Source organism: Xanthomonas nasturtii (assembly GCF_023337365.3).
Lineage (GTDB): Bacteria > Pseudomonadota > Gammaproteobacteria > Xanthomonadales > Xanthomonadaceae > Xanthomonas > Xanthomonas nasturtii.
This window is the reverse complement of record NZ_CP142084.2, coordinates 1,850,053-1,868,804: the sequence shown is the minus strand read 5'-3', so window position 1 is coordinate 1,868,804 and position 18,752 is coordinate 1,850,053. Positions and strand designations below refer to the sequence as shown.

The 18,752-nt window shown below is 65.5% G+C and carries 13 protein-coding genes and 1 other RNA gene; 8 read left to right on the top strand and 6 right to left on the bottom strand.

Annotation, left to right across the window (positions count from 1 at the left end; all coding sequences use genetic code 11):
* Positions 1-223 precede the first annotated feature (223 nt).
* The 3 genes from M3O59_RS08190 (at position 224) to M3O59_RS08180 (ending at position 2,771) form a co-directional block, all read left to right on the top strand.
* Positions 224-499: a polyhydroxyalkanoic acid system family protein gene (locus M3O59_RS08190; RefSeq protein WP_042822008.1), complete on the top strand. Its 276-nt coding sequence runs from the start codon at positions 224-226 to the stop codon at positions 497-499.
* A gap of 162 nt (positions 500-661) precedes the next feature.
* Positions 662-1,228, top strand: a complete 567-nt coding sequence (locus M3O59_RS08185) for a phasin family protein (RefSeq protein WP_064634839.1) — start codon at positions 662-664, stop codon at positions 1,226-1,228.
* A 538-nt stretch (positions 1,229-1,766) separates the two neighbouring features.
* Positions 1,767-2,771 carry a restriction endonuclease gene (locus M3O59_RS08180; RefSeq protein WP_249047046.1) on the top strand — a complete coding sequence of 335 codons (1,005 nt, stop codon included), beginning with the start codon at positions 1,767-1,769 and terminating at the stop codon, positions 2,769-2,771.
* Positions 2,772-2,947: 176 nt separating this feature from the next.
* Here the strand turns inward: M3O59_RS08180 and hutC are convergent, their stop codons facing one another.
* Together hutC and M3O59_RS08170 are read right to left on the bottom strand one after the other, a co-directional pair.
* Complete coding sequence (gene hutC, locus M3O59_RS08175) at positions 2,948-3,685, bottom strand: histidine utilization repressor (protein WP_064634837.1); 738 nt, start codon at positions 3,683-3,685, stop codon at positions 2,948-2,950.
* 173 nt (positions 3,686-3,858) lie between these two features.
* Entirely contained in the window at positions 3,859-5,229 is a 1,371-nt protein-coding gene (locus M3O59_RS08170; RefSeq protein WP_249047045.1) for a formimidoylglutamate deiminase, read from the bottom strand.
* 60 nt (positions 5,230-5,289) lie between these two features.
* Between M3O59_RS08170 and hutI the strand changes: the two genes are divergently transcribed.
* The 4 genes from hutI (at position 5,290) to hutU (ending at position 10,771) form a co-directional block, all read left to right on the top strand.
* Positions 5,290-6,513, top strand: a complete 1,224-nt coding sequence (gene hutI / locus M3O59_RS08165) for an imidazolonepropionase (protein WP_249045340.1) — start codon at positions 5,290-5,292, stop codon at positions 6,511-6,513.
* Positions 6,510-8,048, top strand: a complete 1,539-nt coding sequence (hutH, locus tag M3O59_RS08160) for a histidine ammonia-lyase (protein ID WP_116906082.1) — start codon at positions 6,510-6,512, stop codon at positions 8,046-8,048. Before hutI ends, hutH begins: the two co-directional genes overlap by 4 nt.
* A 181-nt stretch (positions 8,049-8,229) precedes the next feature.
* Positions 8,230-9,087, top strand: a complete 858-nt coding sequence (gene hutG, locus M3O59_RS08155) for an N-formylglutamate deformylase (RefSeq protein WP_116906083.1) — start codon at positions 8,230-8,232, stop codon at positions 9,085-9,087.
* Positions 9,088-9,103: 16 nt separating this feature from the next.
* On the top strand, positions 9,104-10,771 hold the full coding sequence (gene hutU, locus M3O59_RS08150) for a urocanate hydratase (RefSeq protein WP_116906084.1): 1,668 nt from the start codon (positions 9,104-9,106) through the stop codon (positions 10,769-10,771).
* A gap of 115 nt (positions 10,772-10,886) precedes the next feature.
* Here the strand turns inward: hutU and M3O59_RS08145 are convergent.
* A non-coding RNA gene (locus M3O59_RS08145) (sX9 sRNA) lies at positions 10,887-10,962 on the bottom strand.
* Positions 10,963-11,190: 228 nt separating this feature from the next.
* Here M3O59_RS08145 and M3O59_RS08140 point away from each other — a divergent pair.
* Positions 11,191-11,919 (top strand): hypothetical protein, encoded by a 729-nt coding sequence (locus M3O59_RS08140; RefSeq protein WP_116906085.1) that lies wholly within the window; start codon positions 11,191-11,193, stop codon positions 11,917-11,919.
* Between the two features lie 177 nt (positions 11,920-12,096).
* Here M3O59_RS08140 and M3O59_RS08135 read toward each other — a convergent pair whose 3' ends face one another.
* From M3O59_RS08135 to gyrA, 3 genes are all read right to left on the bottom strand, one after another.
* On the bottom strand, positions 12,097-13,107 hold the full coding sequence (locus M3O59_RS08135) for an IS630 family transposase (protein ID WP_082925906.1): 1,011 nt from the start codon (positions 13,105-13,107) through the stop codon (positions 12,097-12,099).
* Between the two features lie 98 nt (positions 13,108-13,205).
* Positions 13,206-15,686 (bottom strand): membrane-bound PQQ-dependent dehydrogenase, glucose/quinate/shikimate family, encoded by a 2,481-nt coding sequence (locus tag M3O59_RS08130; RefSeq protein WP_249046916.1) that lies wholly within the window; start codon positions 15,684-15,686, stop codon positions 13,206-13,208.
* 223 nt (positions 15,687-15,909) lie between these two features.
* A complete protein-coding gene (gene gyrA, locus M3O59_RS08125) occupies positions 15,910-18,609 on the bottom strand; it encodes a DNA gyrase subunit A (protein WP_249046917.1) in 2,700 nt (899 codons plus the stop codon).
* Between the last annotated feature and the right edge of the window lie 143 nt (positions 18,610-18,752).

The following is an 18,752-nucleotide window of genomic DNA, read 5'->3' as shown; positions in this document are numbered from 1 at the left end:
GCTCGCACGCGCGGCCATCTCGGGTGATCCGGGCCGCTGCACAGTTGCCGGCGGGCGCCTGGAACGCGATGCAGGCAGGTCAAGCCTGCGCATTGGCTGCGCCATCTGCGTGCCGCAAGCCGCGTTGCTGATTTCGGCGGCAACGCGTCGCACGCTCGCACTTGGAGCTGGGGCCGCGCTTGCGCACAATGCGCCCTCACTTTTCGCATGACCCATCGCACCCATGTCCAGCATCGATATCCGCCACGACCATTCCCTGACGCCGGCCCAGGCCCGCGCGGCTATCGATGAGGCGGCGCGCAAGTTGACCGACCGCTACGGCATTGCCTCGCATTGGGAAGGCGACACCTTGCGCATCGCACGCGCCGGCGTGGACGGCGCGATCGCACTGCTGCCACAGCAGGTGCACGTCACCGCCGAGCTCGGCTTTTTGCTGTCTGCGGTGCAGCCGATGGTGGAATCGGAAATCCGCCGCTTGCTGGCCGAAAAACTGGCCTGAGCGCTCGCCTGGCGCTGCGTTGCTTCAGCGCCAAGTCACCTGACCCGGCGCGCATGGGTGGATGCTGGCAGCAGGCCTGATCGGGCCACGCTTCACCTGCCCGATGCAGCATCGGTACTAGGGTGAAGGCAACGTCACTTTGGCAATCGACAGGAGCATCGCATGACGACCGGATACGATCAGAACGGTAACCGTGACAACGCGGCCCAGGGCTTCCAGGCACAGGCGGAACAGATCTCGCGCCGGCTTGGCGAATCGGCGCAGACCGTGTGGCTGGCAGGGCTGGGTGCGCTCGGCCGCGTGCAAAGCGAAGGCGGCAAGCTGTTCGACTCGCTGGTGCGCGAAGGCGCTGCCTACGAACGCACCGGCCAGCGCAAGGCGGCCGAAAGCGTCGACGAGTTGCGCGAGGAAGTGGAAACCCAGTTCGAGCAGGCGCGCGACACCGCAGTGCGTGGCTGGGACAAGTTGGGCAAGGCCTTCGACGACCGCGTCAAAGGCGTGCTGCGCACGCTCAACATCCCGGAGCAGGAAGAACTGGAAAACCTGCGCCGGGAGGTCGAGTCGCTCAAGGCCCAGGTTCGTGCAAATACTGCGGCCACCAAGCGTGCCAACCGCACCGCCAACCAGGCGGCACAGGCAGCCAGCGAGCCGACGGGTGCAGGTAGCGTCGGTGCCGGGCAGGCAGCGTCATCGTCGTCCGGCAACCCCGGGGCGTTTGACCCGGAGTAAGCGCACTGGCCCCAGGCAACCGCGCCCGCCTTCGGATGGCGCGGTTGACCTGAGGCGGGCATGACGCCAATCGGCCGGGTCATGCAGGGGCACAGGTGTTCATGGCGTAGGTATGCCCGATGGCAGGATTGCTTGTCTGGCGACCTCCCCTGATCGCCCGAACAGTTTCGGCCGAGCGCGCCCGCAAGGCCCCAGGCAAGCACGTCGTTGCTCTCCCCGGCGGCAAAGCCCGGGCAACGCCGATGTCCGGCAGCAACTACTATCGAGATAGCTCCGCTAAAGCGCTCAGCACACAGTTTCTTACCTAAACGTCGCCTGGCGCCCCATGTTGCAAAGCAACATGCTTTTTCAGACAATCGGGAAGGCCCGCCAGTCCTGCGTTATGAAGTCCGTTTGCTCCCCTCCCCTCACGGCTTCGGACTGGCGGGTCTTTCGCTATCTGGATCACGGCTCGTGACATCGCCGCCCGCGATCCATTGACGAATCTTTCGCGAAGGATTCTTCTAGACGCACGATTCGTTATACGCACCATTGTTTGATGCTTATGCCTTCCTGGATTCTGGCGCCTCTGGTGGCACTGCTGCTCTGGCTGGCGGTGTGCGCGTATTTTTGGCTGGTGCGGCGCCGCGCCGACGAAGTGCACGAAGGCGTACGTGCGTTGGCCGCCATGCATTGGCGCGACTTTTCCGCCGTGGTGCTGCGCGTTCTGCAGGACCAACGTGGATGGCAGCCAACCCAGTTGCCGCAGGATGGCCTGCCCACCGCCGATTTCATGATGCAGACCGAGCATGGCACCCGCCTGGTGGCCTGCAAGCATGGGCGCGGTTACCGCATTGGCGTGGCGGCAGTGAACGAGCTGGGCGCGATGGCGCGGCTGGCCGGAGCCAACGGCGGGGTGATGGTCACCGAAGGCCGCATGGAGCGCGAAGGCGTTGCCGCCGCGGAAAAACAATCGATCGAGGTGCTGGACGGCGCGCGTTTGTGGCCGCTGCTCAAGCCGTACCTGCCTGGGGATGTGGAAACCGGGGTGGTCGGCACCGCGAAGCGCCGCGCGATCCGCCATAGCGTGATCGCCGGTGCGGCACTGGCAACCCTGGCCTTGGTGGCGGTGCTGGCGCTACGCCCGCCAGTGCCCGCGCCGGCCGCACCGCGCACTGCGCTGTCCTCGCCCACCACTGCACCGGCGCGCGTGGCGGCATCGACCACCGCCCCGGCAACTGCATCGCAGCCGCCGGCAGCTGCAGCATCCACGCCAGCTGCGGCGGCACCAGCGGCAGCCGGCGCAGAACCCGATGCGGCCACCCTGCAGGGCTATCAGCGCGAGGTTTCCAAGGCGTTGGCGCAGACGCCAGGCCTGATCCGCGGCATCTGGCTGACCCAGGCGACGCTGGCGGTGGATCGCACGGTCGAAGACAGTGCGGCATGGCCGCTGATCTGCCGCGAGCTGGAACGCTACCCGTACCTGCGCACGGTGCGCGTGCAACTCAACCCGCGCCCGGGAATCGCCGAGCCCGTGCGCTGGCGTCAGTGCACCACGATTTGAGCGTGATGCCTTGCCTCGCTGCGCTCGCACTGTATCGCACGGACTCGCCTGGCCGGATCCGCAGTCGTCACCAGCGAAGTGGCAGTCACACCAGCGAGTAGTCACTCGACAGTGCCGATGCACACTCGGCAGCGAGCTGGAAGCTGCTTTACCGCAGTGTAATTACCGCCATCAGCTCAGCGCATTCCCGGCGCAAACCGCGCCACCAGATCGTACGAGCCGCCCAGAAACAGCTGGCGCACGTAGGTGACGGGCTGCTCGCCGCGCCAGGTGTGACGGTCGATCACCAGGCAGGCCGCACCTTCGTCTACCTGAAGCTGTTCGGACTGCGCCGCATCGGCGCTCACCGCGCTGATGCGGTGCTCGGCGCGTGTCCATGGCACGTTGCGCAATAACCAGCTGCCCGGCGCCACCTCGGTAAACGGCTGCTCCAATGCTTCGGGCACGGTGCTGATATCGATCACGCGCTGCTCCAGCGCAAACGGGCGGCCATCGGCCAGGTGCACGCTCTGCAATGCCAGCACCTTGCCGGCGCTGCCCAAGGCACGTTCCTGCGGTACGCGTTGGCGCACATTGCGCAGCTGGCGCGACAACAACGCGAAGCGATAGACGTGGCCGCGCGTGGTCATTTCCACTTCGATATCCGGGATCGAGAGCGCCACCTGTTCCAGATGCGGATGCGGCCGCGCAACGAACGAGCCGGTGCGGCGGCGGCGCTCGATCATGCCGGCATCGGCCAGCAAGCCGAGCACCTTGTTCACGGTCATGCGCGAGCAGCCGTACTGCGCCATCAGCTCGTGCTCGGGCGGAACACGGTGCCCGGGTGGCCAGTCGCCGCTATGGATGCGTTGTTCCAGATCCTGGCGGATGCGCTGATGCAAGGTGCCGGGCGCGAGGGGGGTGGTAGCGGTCAAAGCTCAGGTCTCCGGGAAGAGCGGCGATCCAACGGCAGGCGTCATCGTCAGGTGGGTGCAGCCGGTGTGCGTTGCAACAGGCACCAGACGCTTGATTGAGGCACTGTCCGCACCTGCCCGATCAACGTTGCGATGTTCAGCGGCTCCAGGACCTGCATTGTGCGCGCATCCGCTCAGTTGCCCAGCAAGGTTCCCAGTACGGCAGCAAAACGCGTGGCGATGCGCGCGCGGTCGACATGCTGCCCCTCGCGTACCACCCAGCGCCCGCCGCGCCAGACGTTACGCACCGCCGAGCCACGCGCGGCAAACAACCAGCTGTCCAGCAAGGCGTCGTCGTTGCGCGCGAGCAAGGCCGGATGCGCCGTGTCCAACTCGACCAGATCCGCCGCTGCCCCGGCGCGGATGCCGCATTGCGCAACACCCAGCGCCTGTGCGGCGCCGGCGCCGGCCTGCTCGTAGAGCCAACGCCCGCTGGACACTGGCCCTTGCGCCAAGACATTGCGTGCCTGCAGCGTCAAGCGCTGGCCGTATTCGAGCAGACGCAGTTCCTCGGCCGCATCGATCAGCACATTCGAATCCGAGCCCACCCCGAAGTGCCCACCGGCGGCAGCGAATGCCTGCATCGGGAACACGCCGTCACCCAGGTTCGCTTCGGTGATCGGGCACAGACCGACCACCGCGTCGCTGGCGACGATCGCGTGCAGTTCGTGCGCATCCACATGCGTGGCATGCACCAGGCACCAGCGCGCATCCACCGGCGCGTTGGCCAGCAGCCACTGCACCGGGCGTTGACCGGACCAGGCCAGGCAGGCATCCACCTCGCGTTGCTGTTCGGCGATATGGATGTGGATGGGCCCAGCGGTGAGCGGCACCAGCGCCGCCAGTTGTTGCGGTGTGACCGCTCGCAGGCTGTGCGGCGCCAGCCCCAGCACGGCGTCCGGCAGCGCTTTCAGGCTGTGTCTGCAATCGTCCAACAGACGCGCGAACCCGTCGATGTCGTGGATCAGGCGGCGTTGCGCCGGGCTGGGCGCAGCGCCGCCGAAATCCGACTGTGCATAGAACACCGGCAACAAGCTGAGCCCGATGCCGGTGCTAGCGGCAGCGGCGGCGATGCGCTCGGACATTTCGCCGGCATGTGCATAGGGCGCACCGCTCACCGTGTGGTGCAGGTAATGGAATTCGCCGACACGGGTGAAGCCGCTTTCCAGCATCTCCACATACGTCTGTTCGGCGAGCGCCTGCAGGCTGTCCGGGTCCAGCCGGTCGACGAAGCGGTACATCAGCTCGCGCCAGCTCCAGAAGCTGTCGCCGCTGCGCCCGCCGACTTCGGTCAGGCCGGCCATGCCACGCTGGAAGGCGTGGCTGTGCAGATTGCCCAGCCCGGGCAGCAGCACCTCGCAGCGGGTGTCGCTGATGGCAGCAGGCACGTCGGCCTGCACCGAGGCGATGCGCCCCTGCGTCAGCGCGACCCGCACCCCGCTCGCCCAGCCGTCGGGCAACAAGGCCCGGGCGGCCCAGAACACCTGCACCTGTTGGTCTGCCACTGGACACCCTCGGTTGCCGAACTTATTGTATATACATATCAGACACCACGAGCCTGCGCCATGCATTGCGACGTTCTCTGGCACAACGCGGAACTGATGACCCTGGATGCGGCCGATGGCGGCCTGGGCATCGTGGACGAGGGCGTGGTTGCCTGCCAGGACGGCCGCATCATCTACGCCGGCCCGGCCGCCCAGGCCCCGGCGTTGGAAACAGACACCGCGCACGACTGCCAGCGCCGCTGGATCAGCCCGGGCCTGATCGATTGCCACACGCACCTGGTCTACGCAGGGAACCGCGCCAACGAATTCGAACAGCGCCTGCGCGGCGCCAGCTACGCCGACATCGCCGCAGCCGGTGGCGGCATCGTGGCGACCGTGCGCGCCACCCGCGCGGCCGACGAGGCCGCGCTGCTGGCCACCAGCCTGCCGCGCCTGGACGCCATGCTTGCCGAAGGCGTGACCACGCTGGAAATCAAATCCGGCTACGGGCTCACGCTGGACGATGAAATCAAGCAGCTGCGCGTAGCGCGCCAGCTCGCTGCGCTGCGCAAGGTGGAAGTGGTGCCGACCTTCCTGGGCGCACATGCCGTACCGCCCGGCGAGGACGCGCAGACCTATATCGACCAGGTCTGCGCACAGATGATTCCGGCGATCGCCGCGCAGGGGCTTGCCGAGGCCGTGGACGTGTTCTGCGAGCATCTGGCGTTCTCGCACGCGCAGGCCGAACAGGTCTTTATCGCGGCGCAGGCGCAAGGCCTGCACATCAAGATCCACGCCGAACAGCTGAGCAACCAGCATGGTGCGGAACTGGCCGCGCGCTACGGCGCGCTGTCGGCCGATCACATCGAATACCTGGATCAGGCCGGCATCGCGGCGATGGCCGGCGCCGGCACGGTGGCGGTGCTGTTGCCCGGCGCGTTTTATTTCACCCGCGATACCCAACTGCCGCCGATTGCCGCATTGCGCACAGCCGGCGTGCCGCTGGCGTTGGCCACCGACTGCAACCCGGGTACCTCGCCGCTGACCAGCCCGTTGCTGGCGATGAACATGGCGGCGACGTTGTTCCGCATGACCGTGGACGAGTGCATCGCCGGCTTTACCCGCGAGGCTGCACGCGCGCTCGGGCGCAGTGGGCGCCTGGGCCAGCTGCGCGCCGGCATGGACTGCGATCTGGCGATCTGGGACATCGATGCGCCGGCCGATCTGGTCTACCGCATGGGCTTCAACCCTCTTCATGCCCGCGTCTGGCGCGGGCATCTTTCGCTGAATTCGGAGTCGTCATGAGTTCTGTTGTGTTGCAGCCCGGCCAGGTCACGCTGGCGCAGTGGCGTGCGCTGTATCGCGGCGCCGACGTCGTGCTGGACGACGCCTGCGCGGCCGCGGTGCTGCGCAGTGCGCAAACGGTGGAAGCCATCGTTGCGCGTGGCGAGCCGGTGTACGGGGTCAACACCGGCTTCGGCAAGCTGGCCAGCGTGCGCATCGAGCGCGAGGACCTGCAGACCCTGCAGCGCAATATCGTGCTCTCGCATGCGGCCGGTGTCGGCGAGCCGACGCCGGTGCCGGTGGTGCGGCTGATGATGGCGCTCAAGCTCACCAGCCTGGCCCAGGGCGCCTCCGGCGTGCAGCCGGACACGCTGGCGTTGCTGGAAGCGATGCTGCGCCACGGCATCACGCCGGTGGTGCCGTGCCAGGGCTCGGTGGGCGCGTCCGGCGATCTGGCGCCGCTGTCGCATCTGGCCGCGGTGATGATCGGGGTGGGCGAAGCGTTCGTCGGCGCGCAGCGTCTGCCTGCTGCCGACGCGCTCGCACATGCGCAGCTGCAGCCGCGCGTGCTGGGCGCGAAGGAAGGCTTGGCACTGCTCAACGGCACCCAGTTTTCCACCGCCTGCGCCTTGGCCGGCCTGTTCGAGATCGAAACCGTGTTGCAGGCCGCATTGGTCACCGGTGCGTTGTCGGTGGAAGCGGCCAAGGGCTCGGATACGCCGTTCGATGCGCGCATCCACGCACTGCGCGGGCAGCCGGGGCAGATCGCCACCGCGACGGCACTGCGCGCGTTGATGGCCGATTCGGCCATTCGCGAATCGCATCGGCTTGGCGATGTGCGCGTGCAGGACCCGTATTGCCTGCGCTGCCAGCCGCAGGTGATGGGCGCGGCGCTGGATGTGATGCGTCAGGCCGCACGCACGCTGGAGATCGAAGCCAATGGCGTGTCCGATAACCCGCTGGTCTTCAGCGAGACCGGCGAGGCCTTGTCCGGCGGCAACTTCCATGCCGAGCCGGTGGCCTTCGCCGCCGACATGCTGGCGATGGCGGTGTGCGAAATCGGCTCGATCAGCGAACGCCGCACCGCGATGCTGGTGGACCCGGCGCTGTCGGGGCTGCCGGCGTTTCTCACCCCGCGCCCGGGCTTGAACTCCGGCTTCATGATTCCGCAGGTCACTGCCGCCGCGCTGGTGTCGGAAAACAAGCAGCGTGCGTACCCGGCCAGTGTCGATTCGATCCCGACCTCGGCCAATCAGGAAGATCACGTGTCGATGGCAGCGCACGGTGCGCGCCGTCTGCTGGCGATGGCCGAGAACGCCGCGCATGTCATCGGTATCGAACTGCTGGCCGCGGTGCAAGGCTGCGATTTCCATGCGCCGCTGCGCTCCAGCGCCGCGCTGGAAGCCGCACGTGCGGTGTTGCGCGCGCAGGTGCCCATGTTGCAGGACGACCGCTATTTCCATCCCGATATGCTGGCCGCCAGCGCATTGGTACGCTCGGGAGCGCTGGCGCAGGCGGTGGCGATTGCGTTGCCGGGTGTGGAGCACGGCGCATGAGCTGGCAGATCGCACCACGTGGCGCGATGCCTGCATCACCGCAATCGCGAATGCGGTCTCTCGCGATATCTCCACGCACGTACGCATGCGATGACAGGCCATGCAACGCGCGACATGCGCACTCTGCACAGCTGCGCGACGCGTGCCAGATGCGCAGTGCAGTGACACATGGAGCGCAGCGATGAACGCCCTGCCCGGCTGGCTGGACCTGCACCGCGGCGACGCGCCGTTGATCATCAGTTTTCCGCATACCGGCACCGAGCTGCCCGACACGGTGGCCGACCAGTTCGTGTCGCCGTGGCTGGCGCGGCGCGATGCCGATTGGTGGGTGCATCAGCTCTACGACTTCGCGCACGCGCTGGGCGCCACCACGCTGCGCACCGCCATCTCGCGCTCGGTCATCGACGTCAATCGCGACCCCAGCGGCGCATCGCTGTATCCGGGCCAGAACACCACTGGCCTGTGCCCGCTCACCACCTTCGACAATCAGCCGTTGTATGCCGATGGCGCTGCACCGGACCAGGCGCAGATCGCGTTGCGCCGCACGCGCTGGTTCGACCCGTACCACGCCGCGCTTGCCGACGAAATTGCGCGCCTGCGTACGCAACACGCAAAAATCGTGGTGTACGACGCGCATTCGATCCGTTCGTTGATTCCGCACCTGTTCGATGGCGAATTGCCGCAATTCAACATCGGCAGCAATGACGACCGCAGCTGCGACCCGGCGCTGGTCGATGCAGTGGAACAGCTGTGCCGCAGCAGCGGCTACAGCACCGTGCGCAACGGCCGCTTCAAGGGTGGCTGGATCACCCGCCACTACGCGCAACCCGAGCACGGCGTGCACAGTTTGCAGATGGAGCTGGCCTGCCGCGGCTACATGGGCGAGCCGGACACCATCACGCCCGACAACTGGCCCACGCCATGGCAGCCCGCGCATGCAGTCGCGTTGCGTGCGGTACTGCGGCATGTGCTGCTGGCCTGCCTGCAGTTCGCCAGTGCCCCCTCTTCCGACACCGCGCTGGCTGCGGCCACCCGTTGATTGCAAGGAACCCGGCATGACCCGTCACGATGCAACCCGCGTCATCCGCGCCGCCACCGGCACCACGCTCACCGCCAGGAGCTGGCTGACCGAGGCACCGCTGCGCATGTTGATGAACAACCTGGACCCGGACGTGGCCGAGCGCCCGCAGGAACTGGTGGTGTACGGCGGTATCGGCCGTGCTGCGCGCGACTGGGAATCCTTCGATGCGATTGTCGCTGCACTCACCCGATTGGACGATGATCAAACACTGCTCGTGCAATCGGGCAAGCCGGTCGGCGTGTTCCGCACCCATGCCGACGCGCCGCGCGTGCTGATCGCCAACTCCAACCTGGTGCCGCGCTGGGCCACCTGGGACCACTTCAACACGCTCGATCAAAAAGGCCTGGCGATGTACGGCCAGATGACCGCCGGCAGCTGGATCTACATCGGCGCGCAAGGCATCGTGCAAGGCACCTACGAAACCTTCGTGGAAATGGGCCGCCAGCACTACGCCGGCAGCCTGGCCGGCAAGTGGCTGTTTACCGGCGGCCTGGGCGGCATGGGCGGCGCGCAACCGCTGGCGGCAGTGATGGCCGGTGCTTCGTGCCTGGCAGTGGAGTGCCGTCGTTCCAGCATCGACATGCGCCTGCGCACCGGGTATCTGGATACCTGGACCGATTCGCTGGATGAAGCGCTACGGCTGATCGAGGAATCGTGCACGGCAAAGAAGCCGCTGTCGGTCGGCCTGCTCGGCAATGTCGCCGATGTGCTGGACGAACTGCTGCTGCGCGGGATCAAGCCGGACCTGCTGACCGACCAGACCTCCGCACACGACCCGGTCAACGGCTACCTGCCGCAGGGCTGGAGCGTGGAAGAGTGGGACGCAAATCGCGTGAGCGCGCCGAGGGAGGTGGAAGCCGCCGCACGCGAGACGATGGCCAACCACATCCGCGCCATGCTCACCTTCCACGCGCTCGGCGTGCCCACCGTGGATTACGGCAACAACCTGCGCCAGATGGCGCTGGAACAAGGGGTCGCCGATGCGTTCGACTTCCCCGGTTTTGTGCCCGCCTATATCCGTCCGCTGTTCTGCCGCGGCATTGGCCCGTTCCGCTGGGTGGCACTCAGCGGCGACCCGGACGACATCGCCAAGACCGATGCCAAGGTCAAGGAACTCATTCCCGACGATGCCCACCTGCATCGCTGGCTCGACATGGCGGCCGAAAAGATCGCCTTCCAGGGCCTGCCCGCGCGTATCTGCTGGGTGGGCCTGGGCGACCGCCACCGGCTGGGCCTGGCCTTCAATGCGATGGTGCGCAGTGGTGAATTGAAGGCGCCGGTGGTGATCGGCCGCGACCATCTGGATTCGGGCAGCGTGGCCTCGCCCAATCGCGAAACCGAAGCGATGGCCGACGGCTCCGATGCAGTCTCCGACTGGCCACTGCTCAATGCCCTGCTCAACACCGCGTCCGGCGCCACCTGGGTGTCGCTGCATCACGGCGGTGGCGTCGGCATGGGCTTCTCGCAACACGCCGGCATGGTCATCGTCTGCGACGGCAGCGAGGCCGCCGACAAGCGCATCGAACGCGTGCTCTGGAACGACCCGGCCACCGGTGTGATGCGCCACGCCGATGCCGGCTATGCGATTGCAACCGATTGCGCGAAAGAAAAGGCACTGGATTTGCCGGGGATTCTGGGCTGATAGCAATGCGGCGCGTGGACGATCGCGCGCTCAAGATGCGCCGCTCGGCGCTGCCCCAGTGGCGGCCATCGGTCGTCGCGGGGCCTGGATGCGTCGCTGCGTTTCACCCTGAGAGCGCTAACCCAACGTGGCAAGCAGTCGTCAGGCGGGTGCGGACGGCGCGCAGGAACCGGGGTGTACACGTGGTCCATGCCGCCCCGCGCACCGGCCGCGCCCGCATGGCGGTGAATGCAGTCGTTTTGTCGGCTGCCCCAAGGCTTGGCAGCGCTCGTTACCCCAGGCATGCCGAAGCGCTCGTTGCTGCGGTGGCTGTTCTGCCCTGCACGCGCCGATCTAGCGGCCCCGTCACATTCCCGACAATCACCCTCAAGTCTGCGCCTTGCAGGCCGACAAGGTATGCAACGGTTTGAGGAATTTCCATGGGCATCTTGATTTACCTGGTGCCTGCATTCGCACTCTGGGCGCTGATCGCCACCGGACTGGCATTCGTGCGCGGCCGCCAGCTGCGCACCGAATCCGGCGAGCTTGCCAGCACGCAGGACAGCCTTGGCCGCTATCAGGCGGCGCTGTCGCAACTGAAAGCGCGTACGGCCGCCACCACGTTGGAACTGGAATCGCTGCAGCGCAGTTACGCCGTGCTGAAGCAATCGCTGGATCAGCAGGAGCAGAACGCATCGGAGCAGCAGGCAGCCACTGCCGGCCAGGTGATTCCGATGGTGATGGTGCAGCAGTTGGATATCGCCAACGAGATCGGCACGCTGTTCGCGCACGTGGCGCGCGTGGCGCGCAGCCTGCGTCGCTATAGCGCCTACAGCCGCGGCCACAACGCGCCCGAGCCGAGCACGGCGCGCTACGACCTGCACTGGCTTGCCGATTGCCTGCACAGTTTCGATCAGCTGGGTCATGCGCTGGTGCGCGGCAATGTCGCTGCCCTGATCACCGCCTGCCAGGACCTGCTGTCGATGTACGAGCATTATCTGAAGGACGGCTCCGGCTATAACAGCCGCGACACCTTTCAGCGCCTCAGCAACGATGTGCCGCTGTCCGAGGCCACCGATGCGATCCGCTCGATCATCGTCAAGGCGACGTTGGCGCAGGATGTGCGCGATGCGGTGCAGGACGATGAGTTGGTGGCGAACGTTGGGTGAATCGGGAATCGGGAATCGGGAATCGGGAATCGGGAATCGGGAATCGTAAGAGCCTGCGCGCCGGGGAGCTGTTAACTCGATGCCGTGATGTGCACTGTGCTTGGTTGGCTTCAAGCCGCTTGCGCCCATAAAAAAACGCGCCGTTATCGGCGCGTTTTTTCTTTGCACGTTCCAACGCTAGTGCACTGAATCCGAGGAATCGGATGTGATGCGTCGAGTTGGATCAGCGAAGGTCCATTTCAGCGGTTTTGGGTTTTTGTTGTACTGGCGGATGTAGCGCATGAGCTTCTTATCGAGGTCTTTGACTGAGGAGAAAACCCCGCGTGTGATGACATCACGCTGGATGCGGGCGAACCAGTTCTCGACCTGGTTCAGCCATGACGAGTAGGTGGGGGTGTAGTGCATATGAACGCGGGGGTACTCGGCCAGGAACGCATGCACGAGCGGCGTCTTGTGGCTGCTGACGTTATCGCAGATGACATGGATGTCCCGGCCGTTGGACTGACTGGCGACAACCTCTTCGAGGAAGGTCACGAACTGCTCGCTGGTGTGACGAGCTGCCGTTTTGCCCAGCACTTCGCCAGTGCCCGTATTGAGCGCGGCGAACAGGCTCAGTGTGCCATTACGCTTGTATTCGAATCCGTGGCTTTGCGCGCGTCCGGGTGCCAATGCAAGCATCCGGTCCTTGCGGTCCAGCGCCTGGATCGCGGTCTTTTCGTCCACGCAGAAGACCACCGCGTGCGCAGGCGGGTCCAGGTACAGGCCGATCACGTCTGCGGCCTTGGTCTCAAACTCCGGGTCGTTGGAGACCATGTGGGTGTCCAACCGATGCGGACGCACGCCGTGTTTGCGCCAAATGCGCTGGACGGCCGAGAACGACACATTGCCCAGCTCGGCAGCCAGCTTGCGACTGCTCCAGTGCGTCGAACCGTCCTTGGGCTTGTGCTTGAGCGTGCGGTTGAGCACACGCGCTTCCAGCTTGGCCGTCGGTATCTTCGGCGCACGCCCAGGATGCACCGACACCAGCCCGGCCAGTCCTTGCGCCTCAAACGCCGCCGTCCACTTCGAGACGAATGCGTCGTTGCAGGCAAGCTTAGTGCGTATGTGGACTCGACGTTCTCCATCGCTCCAAAGCACAACACACCGCGCGCGGCGCACCAAAGCGGCGTTGCCGTGACGCTTGCGCATCACCGCCTCCAATTCAGCACGCTGTTGGATCGTCAACTTCGTTCTTTGCATGACACACTACCTGGGGATCATGCATCCGATTTCAATGATTCAGTGGACTAGTGCTGGGGTAGCGCGTAGGCGATCAACGCATCGCCTGCCGGGGTTTCCATGAAGTGATGCCCGCCGGCCATGATGACCAGATATTCCCGGCCATCGTATTCGTACACCATCGGGTTGGCTTGGCCGCCGGCCGGCAGCGCGGCATGCCACAGCTCCTTGCCGGTCGCCAGATCGATGGCGCGGATCAGGTCGTCGGTGGCGGCGGCGATAAAGATCAACCCACCGGCCGTCACTACCGCACCACCGTTGTTCGGCGTGCCGATCTCGATGGGCAACCCCGAGCGGATGCCGAACGGGCCATTGCCGCGCGCACTGCCGAACGGACGATCCCAGAGTGTTTTGCCGCTGGCCAGATCGATGGCGCGGATGCCGCCGTACGGCGGTTCCTTGCACAGCAATTTGGTGAACGGCAGCCGCCAACCGGCGTTGACGTTGATCGCGTAAGGCGTACCCGCCTGCGGGTCGCCTGCCCCTTCCGCACCGCCGGCATCGCCACGCACTTCATCGCGCGGTGCCCAGCCCAGTTTGTCGGCCTTGGCGCGCGGCACCAGCAGGTTGTAGTTGGGCATGTCGTTGTAATTGGCAACGATGACACCGCGCCGCGGGTCCACCGCCACGCTGCCCCAATCCGACCCGCCGTTGTAACCTGGGTATTCGATCGAATGGCGGTCCGCTTCCGGTGGCGTGTAAATCCCCTTGTAGCTGGCGGTGCGGAACTGGATGCGGCAGATCAGCTGGTCGATCGGGGTCATGCCCCACATATCGCGCTCGGTCAGATCCGGCTTGCGCAGCGTGTGATACAGCGAAAACGGTTGGGTCTTTGCGCGCATCTGCGGCTCCACGCCGCCACCTGGCACCGCACGTTCTTCCACGCCCACCAGCGGCTTACCGGTGCGCCGGTCCAGCACATACAACTCGCCCTGCTTGCTCGGCAGCAAGACCGCCGGCACGTTGACGCCGTCCTTGGGGAAATCGATCAGGCTCGGCTGCGAACCCAGGTCGTAATCCCAGGCATCGATGTGGGTGGTCTGGAAATTCCACACCGGCTTGCCGGTGGTGACATCCAGCGCCACCAGCGAGGTCGCGTAATGATTTTCCTGCGGCGTGCGCGAGCTGCTCCAGTAATCTGCGGTGGAATTGCCCATCGGCAGATACACATAGCCCAGCTGCTCATCGGCGGCCGCAATGGTCCACATGTTGGGCGTGCCGCGCGTCCAGCTCTGGCCCGGCGGCGGTGCACCGTTCCATTCCGGATGCGTCATGTCCCAGGCCCAGCGCAACTTGCCGGTCACTGCATCGAAGCCTTCGATCACACCGGAAGGCTCGTAACGCTTCTGCCCGTCGAGCACCTGATGGCCGGTGACCACCACGCCACGCACGATGGCCGGTGGTGAATTGATCGACACATAGCCCGGCGGCGTCTGCCCCATGCCGACGGTGATATCGACCTGACCATTGCTGCCGAAATCCGGGCACGGCGTGCCGCTGCGTGCATCCAGCGCAATCAAGCGGCCGTCCAGCGTGCCTTCGATCACGCGCGTGCGGCACAGCGCTGCCGGCGACGTTGCCGTTGCCGTTGCCCCAGCATCTACAGCGTTGGCAGCTGCCGGCACTTCGTAATACGACACCCCACGGCAGGCCGCGGTATACGGAATCGCCTCGTCCTTGACCTTGGGATCGTAACGCCAGCGCTGCTTGCCGCTGGCGGCATCCAGCGCGATCACCTGATTGCGCGCAGTACACAGATACAGGCTGTCGCCCACCTTCAGCGGCGTGGTTTCTGCACCCCAGCGCTTGCTCGGCAGATCGCCGGTATGAAAGAGCCAGGCCTGCTGCAATTGCGCGACGTTGTCGCGATTGATCTGCTGCAGCGGCGAATAGCGCTGGCCGGCCTGGCTGCGTCCGTACGCGGCCCAATCGCCGTCGGCAGGGTCGTTCGCCGGCTGTGCGCCAGAGGCCGTAACCGAAGCAGACCCAGTGCGCTTGACCAGACCACCGAGCATCCCGGCCGCATGCGCCAACGCGCCATCGGCTTCGGTGACGCCGTGCGGCATGAAGGCCAATGCGAAGGCCACCACGAACACCACCGCCAGTGCGCCGGCCACGCTGCGCGAGACCGCGCGCGACACCGGGCGTTGCAATCTCGGCAGCAACAGCGCGAGCACGAATGCCAGGCCGACAATCAAGCCCAGACGCGGCACCCACCGCCAGTAATCGCTGCCCGATTCCCACCATGTCCACAACAGCGAGACCACCACCACGCCGGCAAACCACCAGGCGCCCGCATTGCGGCCGCGAAACAGCAGCGCACCGGCAATCAGCATCGCTGCACCGGCCGGTGCGTAGTACCAGGAGCCGCCCAACGCCGCCAGCCACACACCACCGGCCAGTAGCACCACGCCCAGTAATGCAATCACGCCTCCCAAAGTCGCCAGCGCCCAATGGCCGCGACCGGAAGGACGATCCAGAATCGTCATCAGTTGTTCCTCTTCGAGTAAGCGGCGACGCAACGCCGCCGCACCGCCAACAACCTTCGACCTGTGCCGGTGAAAGAGCCGCGTTCTTTGCAGCGACACGCGAAGACACTGCGTTGCAGATGTCAGCGCCCGCAATAAAACACCACGCGTTAAAAACGACGCGCATAAAAAACGCCGGCTTTCACCGGCGTTTTTCGTCAGCGGCGTTGCTGGCGCGCTGCGATCACGCGTCCGCCGGTGGCGCTTCGCTTGCGCTTGCGTTCGCTTCGTCCACCACGTCGTCCACGTCATCCAGCGATGCGTCCAGGCGTTCCACTGCCTGCAACTTTTCACCCTTGGACAAACGGATCAGCGTGACGCCCTGGGTATTGCGGCCCACGCGCGAGATTTCCGAACCGCGGGTGCGTACCAGCGTGCCGCCATCGGAAATCAACAGCACTTCGTCGGTGGCACCCAACAGCACCGCACGCACCAGCTTGCCGTTGCGCTCGGTGGTCTGGATACCGATCACGCCCTGGGTGCCACGCCCCTTGCGCGGGTACTCGGCCAGCGGGGTGCGCTTGCCGTAGCCGTTTTCGGTGGCGGTCAGGATGTAGGCCGCATCGCCATCATCGGCGATATCGATCAGCGCGGCCTCGGCGCCCTCGGTGGTTTCGACAACCTCATCCACACCGTCGTCTTCGATCTCTTCTTCGACACCGCCGGCACGCTCGGAAACGATCAGGCTGACCACCTCTTCGCCCTTGGTCAGGCGAATACCGCGCACGCCAGTGGCGGTGCGGCCCATCGAACGCACGGTGGATTCGCCAAAGCGCACGGTCTTGCCGTTGGAGGCAAACAGCAACACATCGCGGTCGCCATCGGTCAAGGCCACACCGACCAGCGCATCACCCTCGTCCAGGTTGATCGCGATCTTGCCGCGCGCCAGACGGAAGGCGAATTCGCTCAGCGGCGTCTTCTTGACCGTGCCGTTGCGGGTGGCGAAGAACACGTAGCGGTTATCGACGTATTCGCGCACCGGCAGCACCGCCTGCACACGCTCGCCGGCTTCCAGCGGAATCCAGTTGATGATCGGGCGGCCACGCGCATTGGAGCCGGCTTCCGGCAGCTGATGCACCGGCAACCAGAACACCTTGCCGCTGCTGGTGAAGGTCAGCAGCGTGTCGTGCGTGTTGACCAGCCACAGCTGGTCGATGAAATCTTCTTCCTTGGTCGCTGCGGCAGAACGGCCACGGCCACCGCGGCGCTGCGCGCGATAGGCGCTCACCGGCTGGCGCTTGGCATAGCCGGCGTGCGACAGCGTCACCACCACGTCTTCCGGCGCGATCAGATCGAGGATGTCCAGATCTTCTTCGCTGTGACGGATTTCGGTGCGGCGTTCGTCGCCGTATTCTTCGCGGATATTGATCAGCTCGTCGCGGATCACCTGCAGCAGCACGTCGGGGTTTTCGAGAATGCGGATCAGGCCTTCGATGACGCCGAGCAACTGCTTGTACTCGTCGGTCAGCTTTTCCTGTTCCAACCCGGTCAGGCGATGCAGACGCATTTCCAGGATCTGCGAAGCCTGCACTTCGCTGAGCTGGTAGAAGCCCTTGATCAGGCCCACGCCCGGCGGCAGATCTTCCGGCTTGGACGCTTCGGCCCCGGCCGCGCCCAGCAGCGCGCCGACCAGACCCGGTTGCCAGGTCTTGGCCAGCATGCGCTCGCGTGCTTCCTGCGGGTTGGCCGAGGTCTTGATCAACTCGATCATTTCATCGATGTTGGCCAACGCAACGGTCAGGCCTTCCAGCACGTGCGCACGCGCACGCGCCTTGCGCAGCTCAAAGATGGTGCGGCGGGTGACCACCTCGCGCCGGTGGCGGATGAACGCCTCCAGCATCTGCTTGAGGTTCATCAACTGCGGGCGGCCATCGATCAGCGCCACCATGTTGATGCCGAACACCGACTCCATCTGGGTCTGCTGGTACAGGTTGTTGAGCACAACCTCGGCAGACTCGCCGCGCTTGATTTCAATATAGATGCGCATGCCGTCCTTGTCGGACTCATCGCGCAGCTCGCTGATGCCTTCGAGCTTCTTTTCCTTGACCAGCTCGGCGATCTTTTCGATCAGCCGCGCCTTGTTGACCTGGTACGGGATCTCGGTGACGACGATCGCTTCGCGGCCGTTGTCGGCCACTTCCACATCGGCCTTGGCACGGATGCGCACGCGGCCACGGCCGGTGCGGTAACCGGCGGCAATGCCGGCGGTGCCGTTGATGATGCCGGCGGTGGGGAAATCCGGGCCGGGGATGTATTCCATCAGGCCTTCGACATCCAGCGCCGGGGTGTCGATCAGCGCGATGCAGGCGTTGATCGCCTCGGTCAGGTTGTGCGGCGGAATATTGGTGGCCATGCCTACCGCGATACCGGCCGAACCATTGACCAACAGGCTCGGGAACCGGGTCGGCATGACCGTCGGCTCCTGTTCCTTTTCATCGTAATTTGGCTGGAAATCGACGGTTTCCTTGTCGATGTCGGCCATCAGCTCATGCGCCAGCCGCGACATGCGCGACTCGGTGTAACGCATCGCCGCAGCAGAGTCGCCGTCGACCGAACCGAAGTTACCCTGGCCGTCCACCATCATGTAACGCAGCGAGAATGGCTGCGCCATGCGCACCAGCGTGTCGTACACCGACTGGTCGCCGTGCGGGTGGTATTTACCGATGACGTCGCCGACGATACGCGCCGACTTGAAGTAGGCCTTGTTGCTGTGTGCGCCCAACTCGTGCATCGCGAACAACACGCGTCGGTGCACAGGCTTGAGGCCGTCACGGGCATCGGGGAGTGCGCGGCCCACGATCACGCTCATCGCGTAATCGAGATAGCTCTTGCGCATCTCGTCTTCCAGGTTGACCTGGATGATTTCCTTGGCGGTTTCTGCCATTCGGGTTCCGTAAGTGAGGTGGCGGGCGAGCCGGAAAGCCGCGTCGGGGGCGCCTTAGTCACAGGCTGCCGGCCCCACGCTCCCGCCGATCGATTCAAGCACCGGATTGTACCACGGCAGGCCACCCCGATGGCTCCGGTTTA

What these genes read in the sequence shown, in the direction of transcription:
- M3O59_RS08135 (WP_082925906.1), bottom strand. Translation starts at nt 13,107, where the DNA reads ATGCGCAAGCGTCACGGCAACGCCGCTTTGGTGCGCCGCGCGCGGTGT.
- hutI (WP_249045340.1), top strand. Translation starts at nt 5,290, where the DNA reads ATGCATTGCGACGTTCTCTGGCACAACGCGGAACTGATGACCCTGGAT.
- hutG (WP_116906083.1), top strand. Translation starts at nt 8,230, where the DNA reads ATGAACGCCCTGCCCGGCTGGCTGGACCTGCACCGCGGCGACGCGCCG.
- hutH (WP_116906082.1), top strand. Translation starts at nt 6,510, where the DNA reads ATGAGTTCTGTTGTGTTGCAGCCCGGCCAGGTCACGCTGGCGCAGTGG.
- M3O59_RS08190 (WP_042822008.1), top strand. Translation starts at nt 224, where the DNA reads ATGTCCAGCATCGATATCCGCCACGACCATTCCCTGACGCCGGCCCAG.
- gyrA (WP_249046917.1), bottom strand. Translation starts at nt 18,609, where the DNA reads ATGGCAGAAACCGCCAAGGAAATCATCCAGGTCAACCTGGAAGACGAG.
- hutU (WP_116906084.1), top strand. Translation starts at nt 9,104, where the DNA reads ATGACCCGTCACGATGCAACCCGCGTCATCCGCGCCGCCACCGGCACC.
- M3O59_RS08130 (WP_249046916.1), bottom strand. Translation starts at nt 15,686, where the DNA reads ATGACGATTCTGGATCGTCCTTCCGGTCGCGGCCATTGGGCGCTGGCG.
- M3O59_RS08185 (WP_064634839.1), top strand. Translation starts at nt 662, where the DNA reads ATGACGACCGGATACGATCAGAACGGTAACCGTGACAACGCGGCCCAG.
- M3O59_RS08140 (WP_116906085.1), top strand. Translation starts at nt 11,191, where the DNA reads ATGGGCATCTTGATTTACCTGGTGCCTGCATTCGCACTCTGGGCGCTG.
- M3O59_RS08180 (WP_249047046.1), top strand. Translation starts at nt 1,767, where the DNA reads ATGCTTATGCCTTCCTGGATTCTGGCGCCTCTGGTGGCACTGCTGCTC.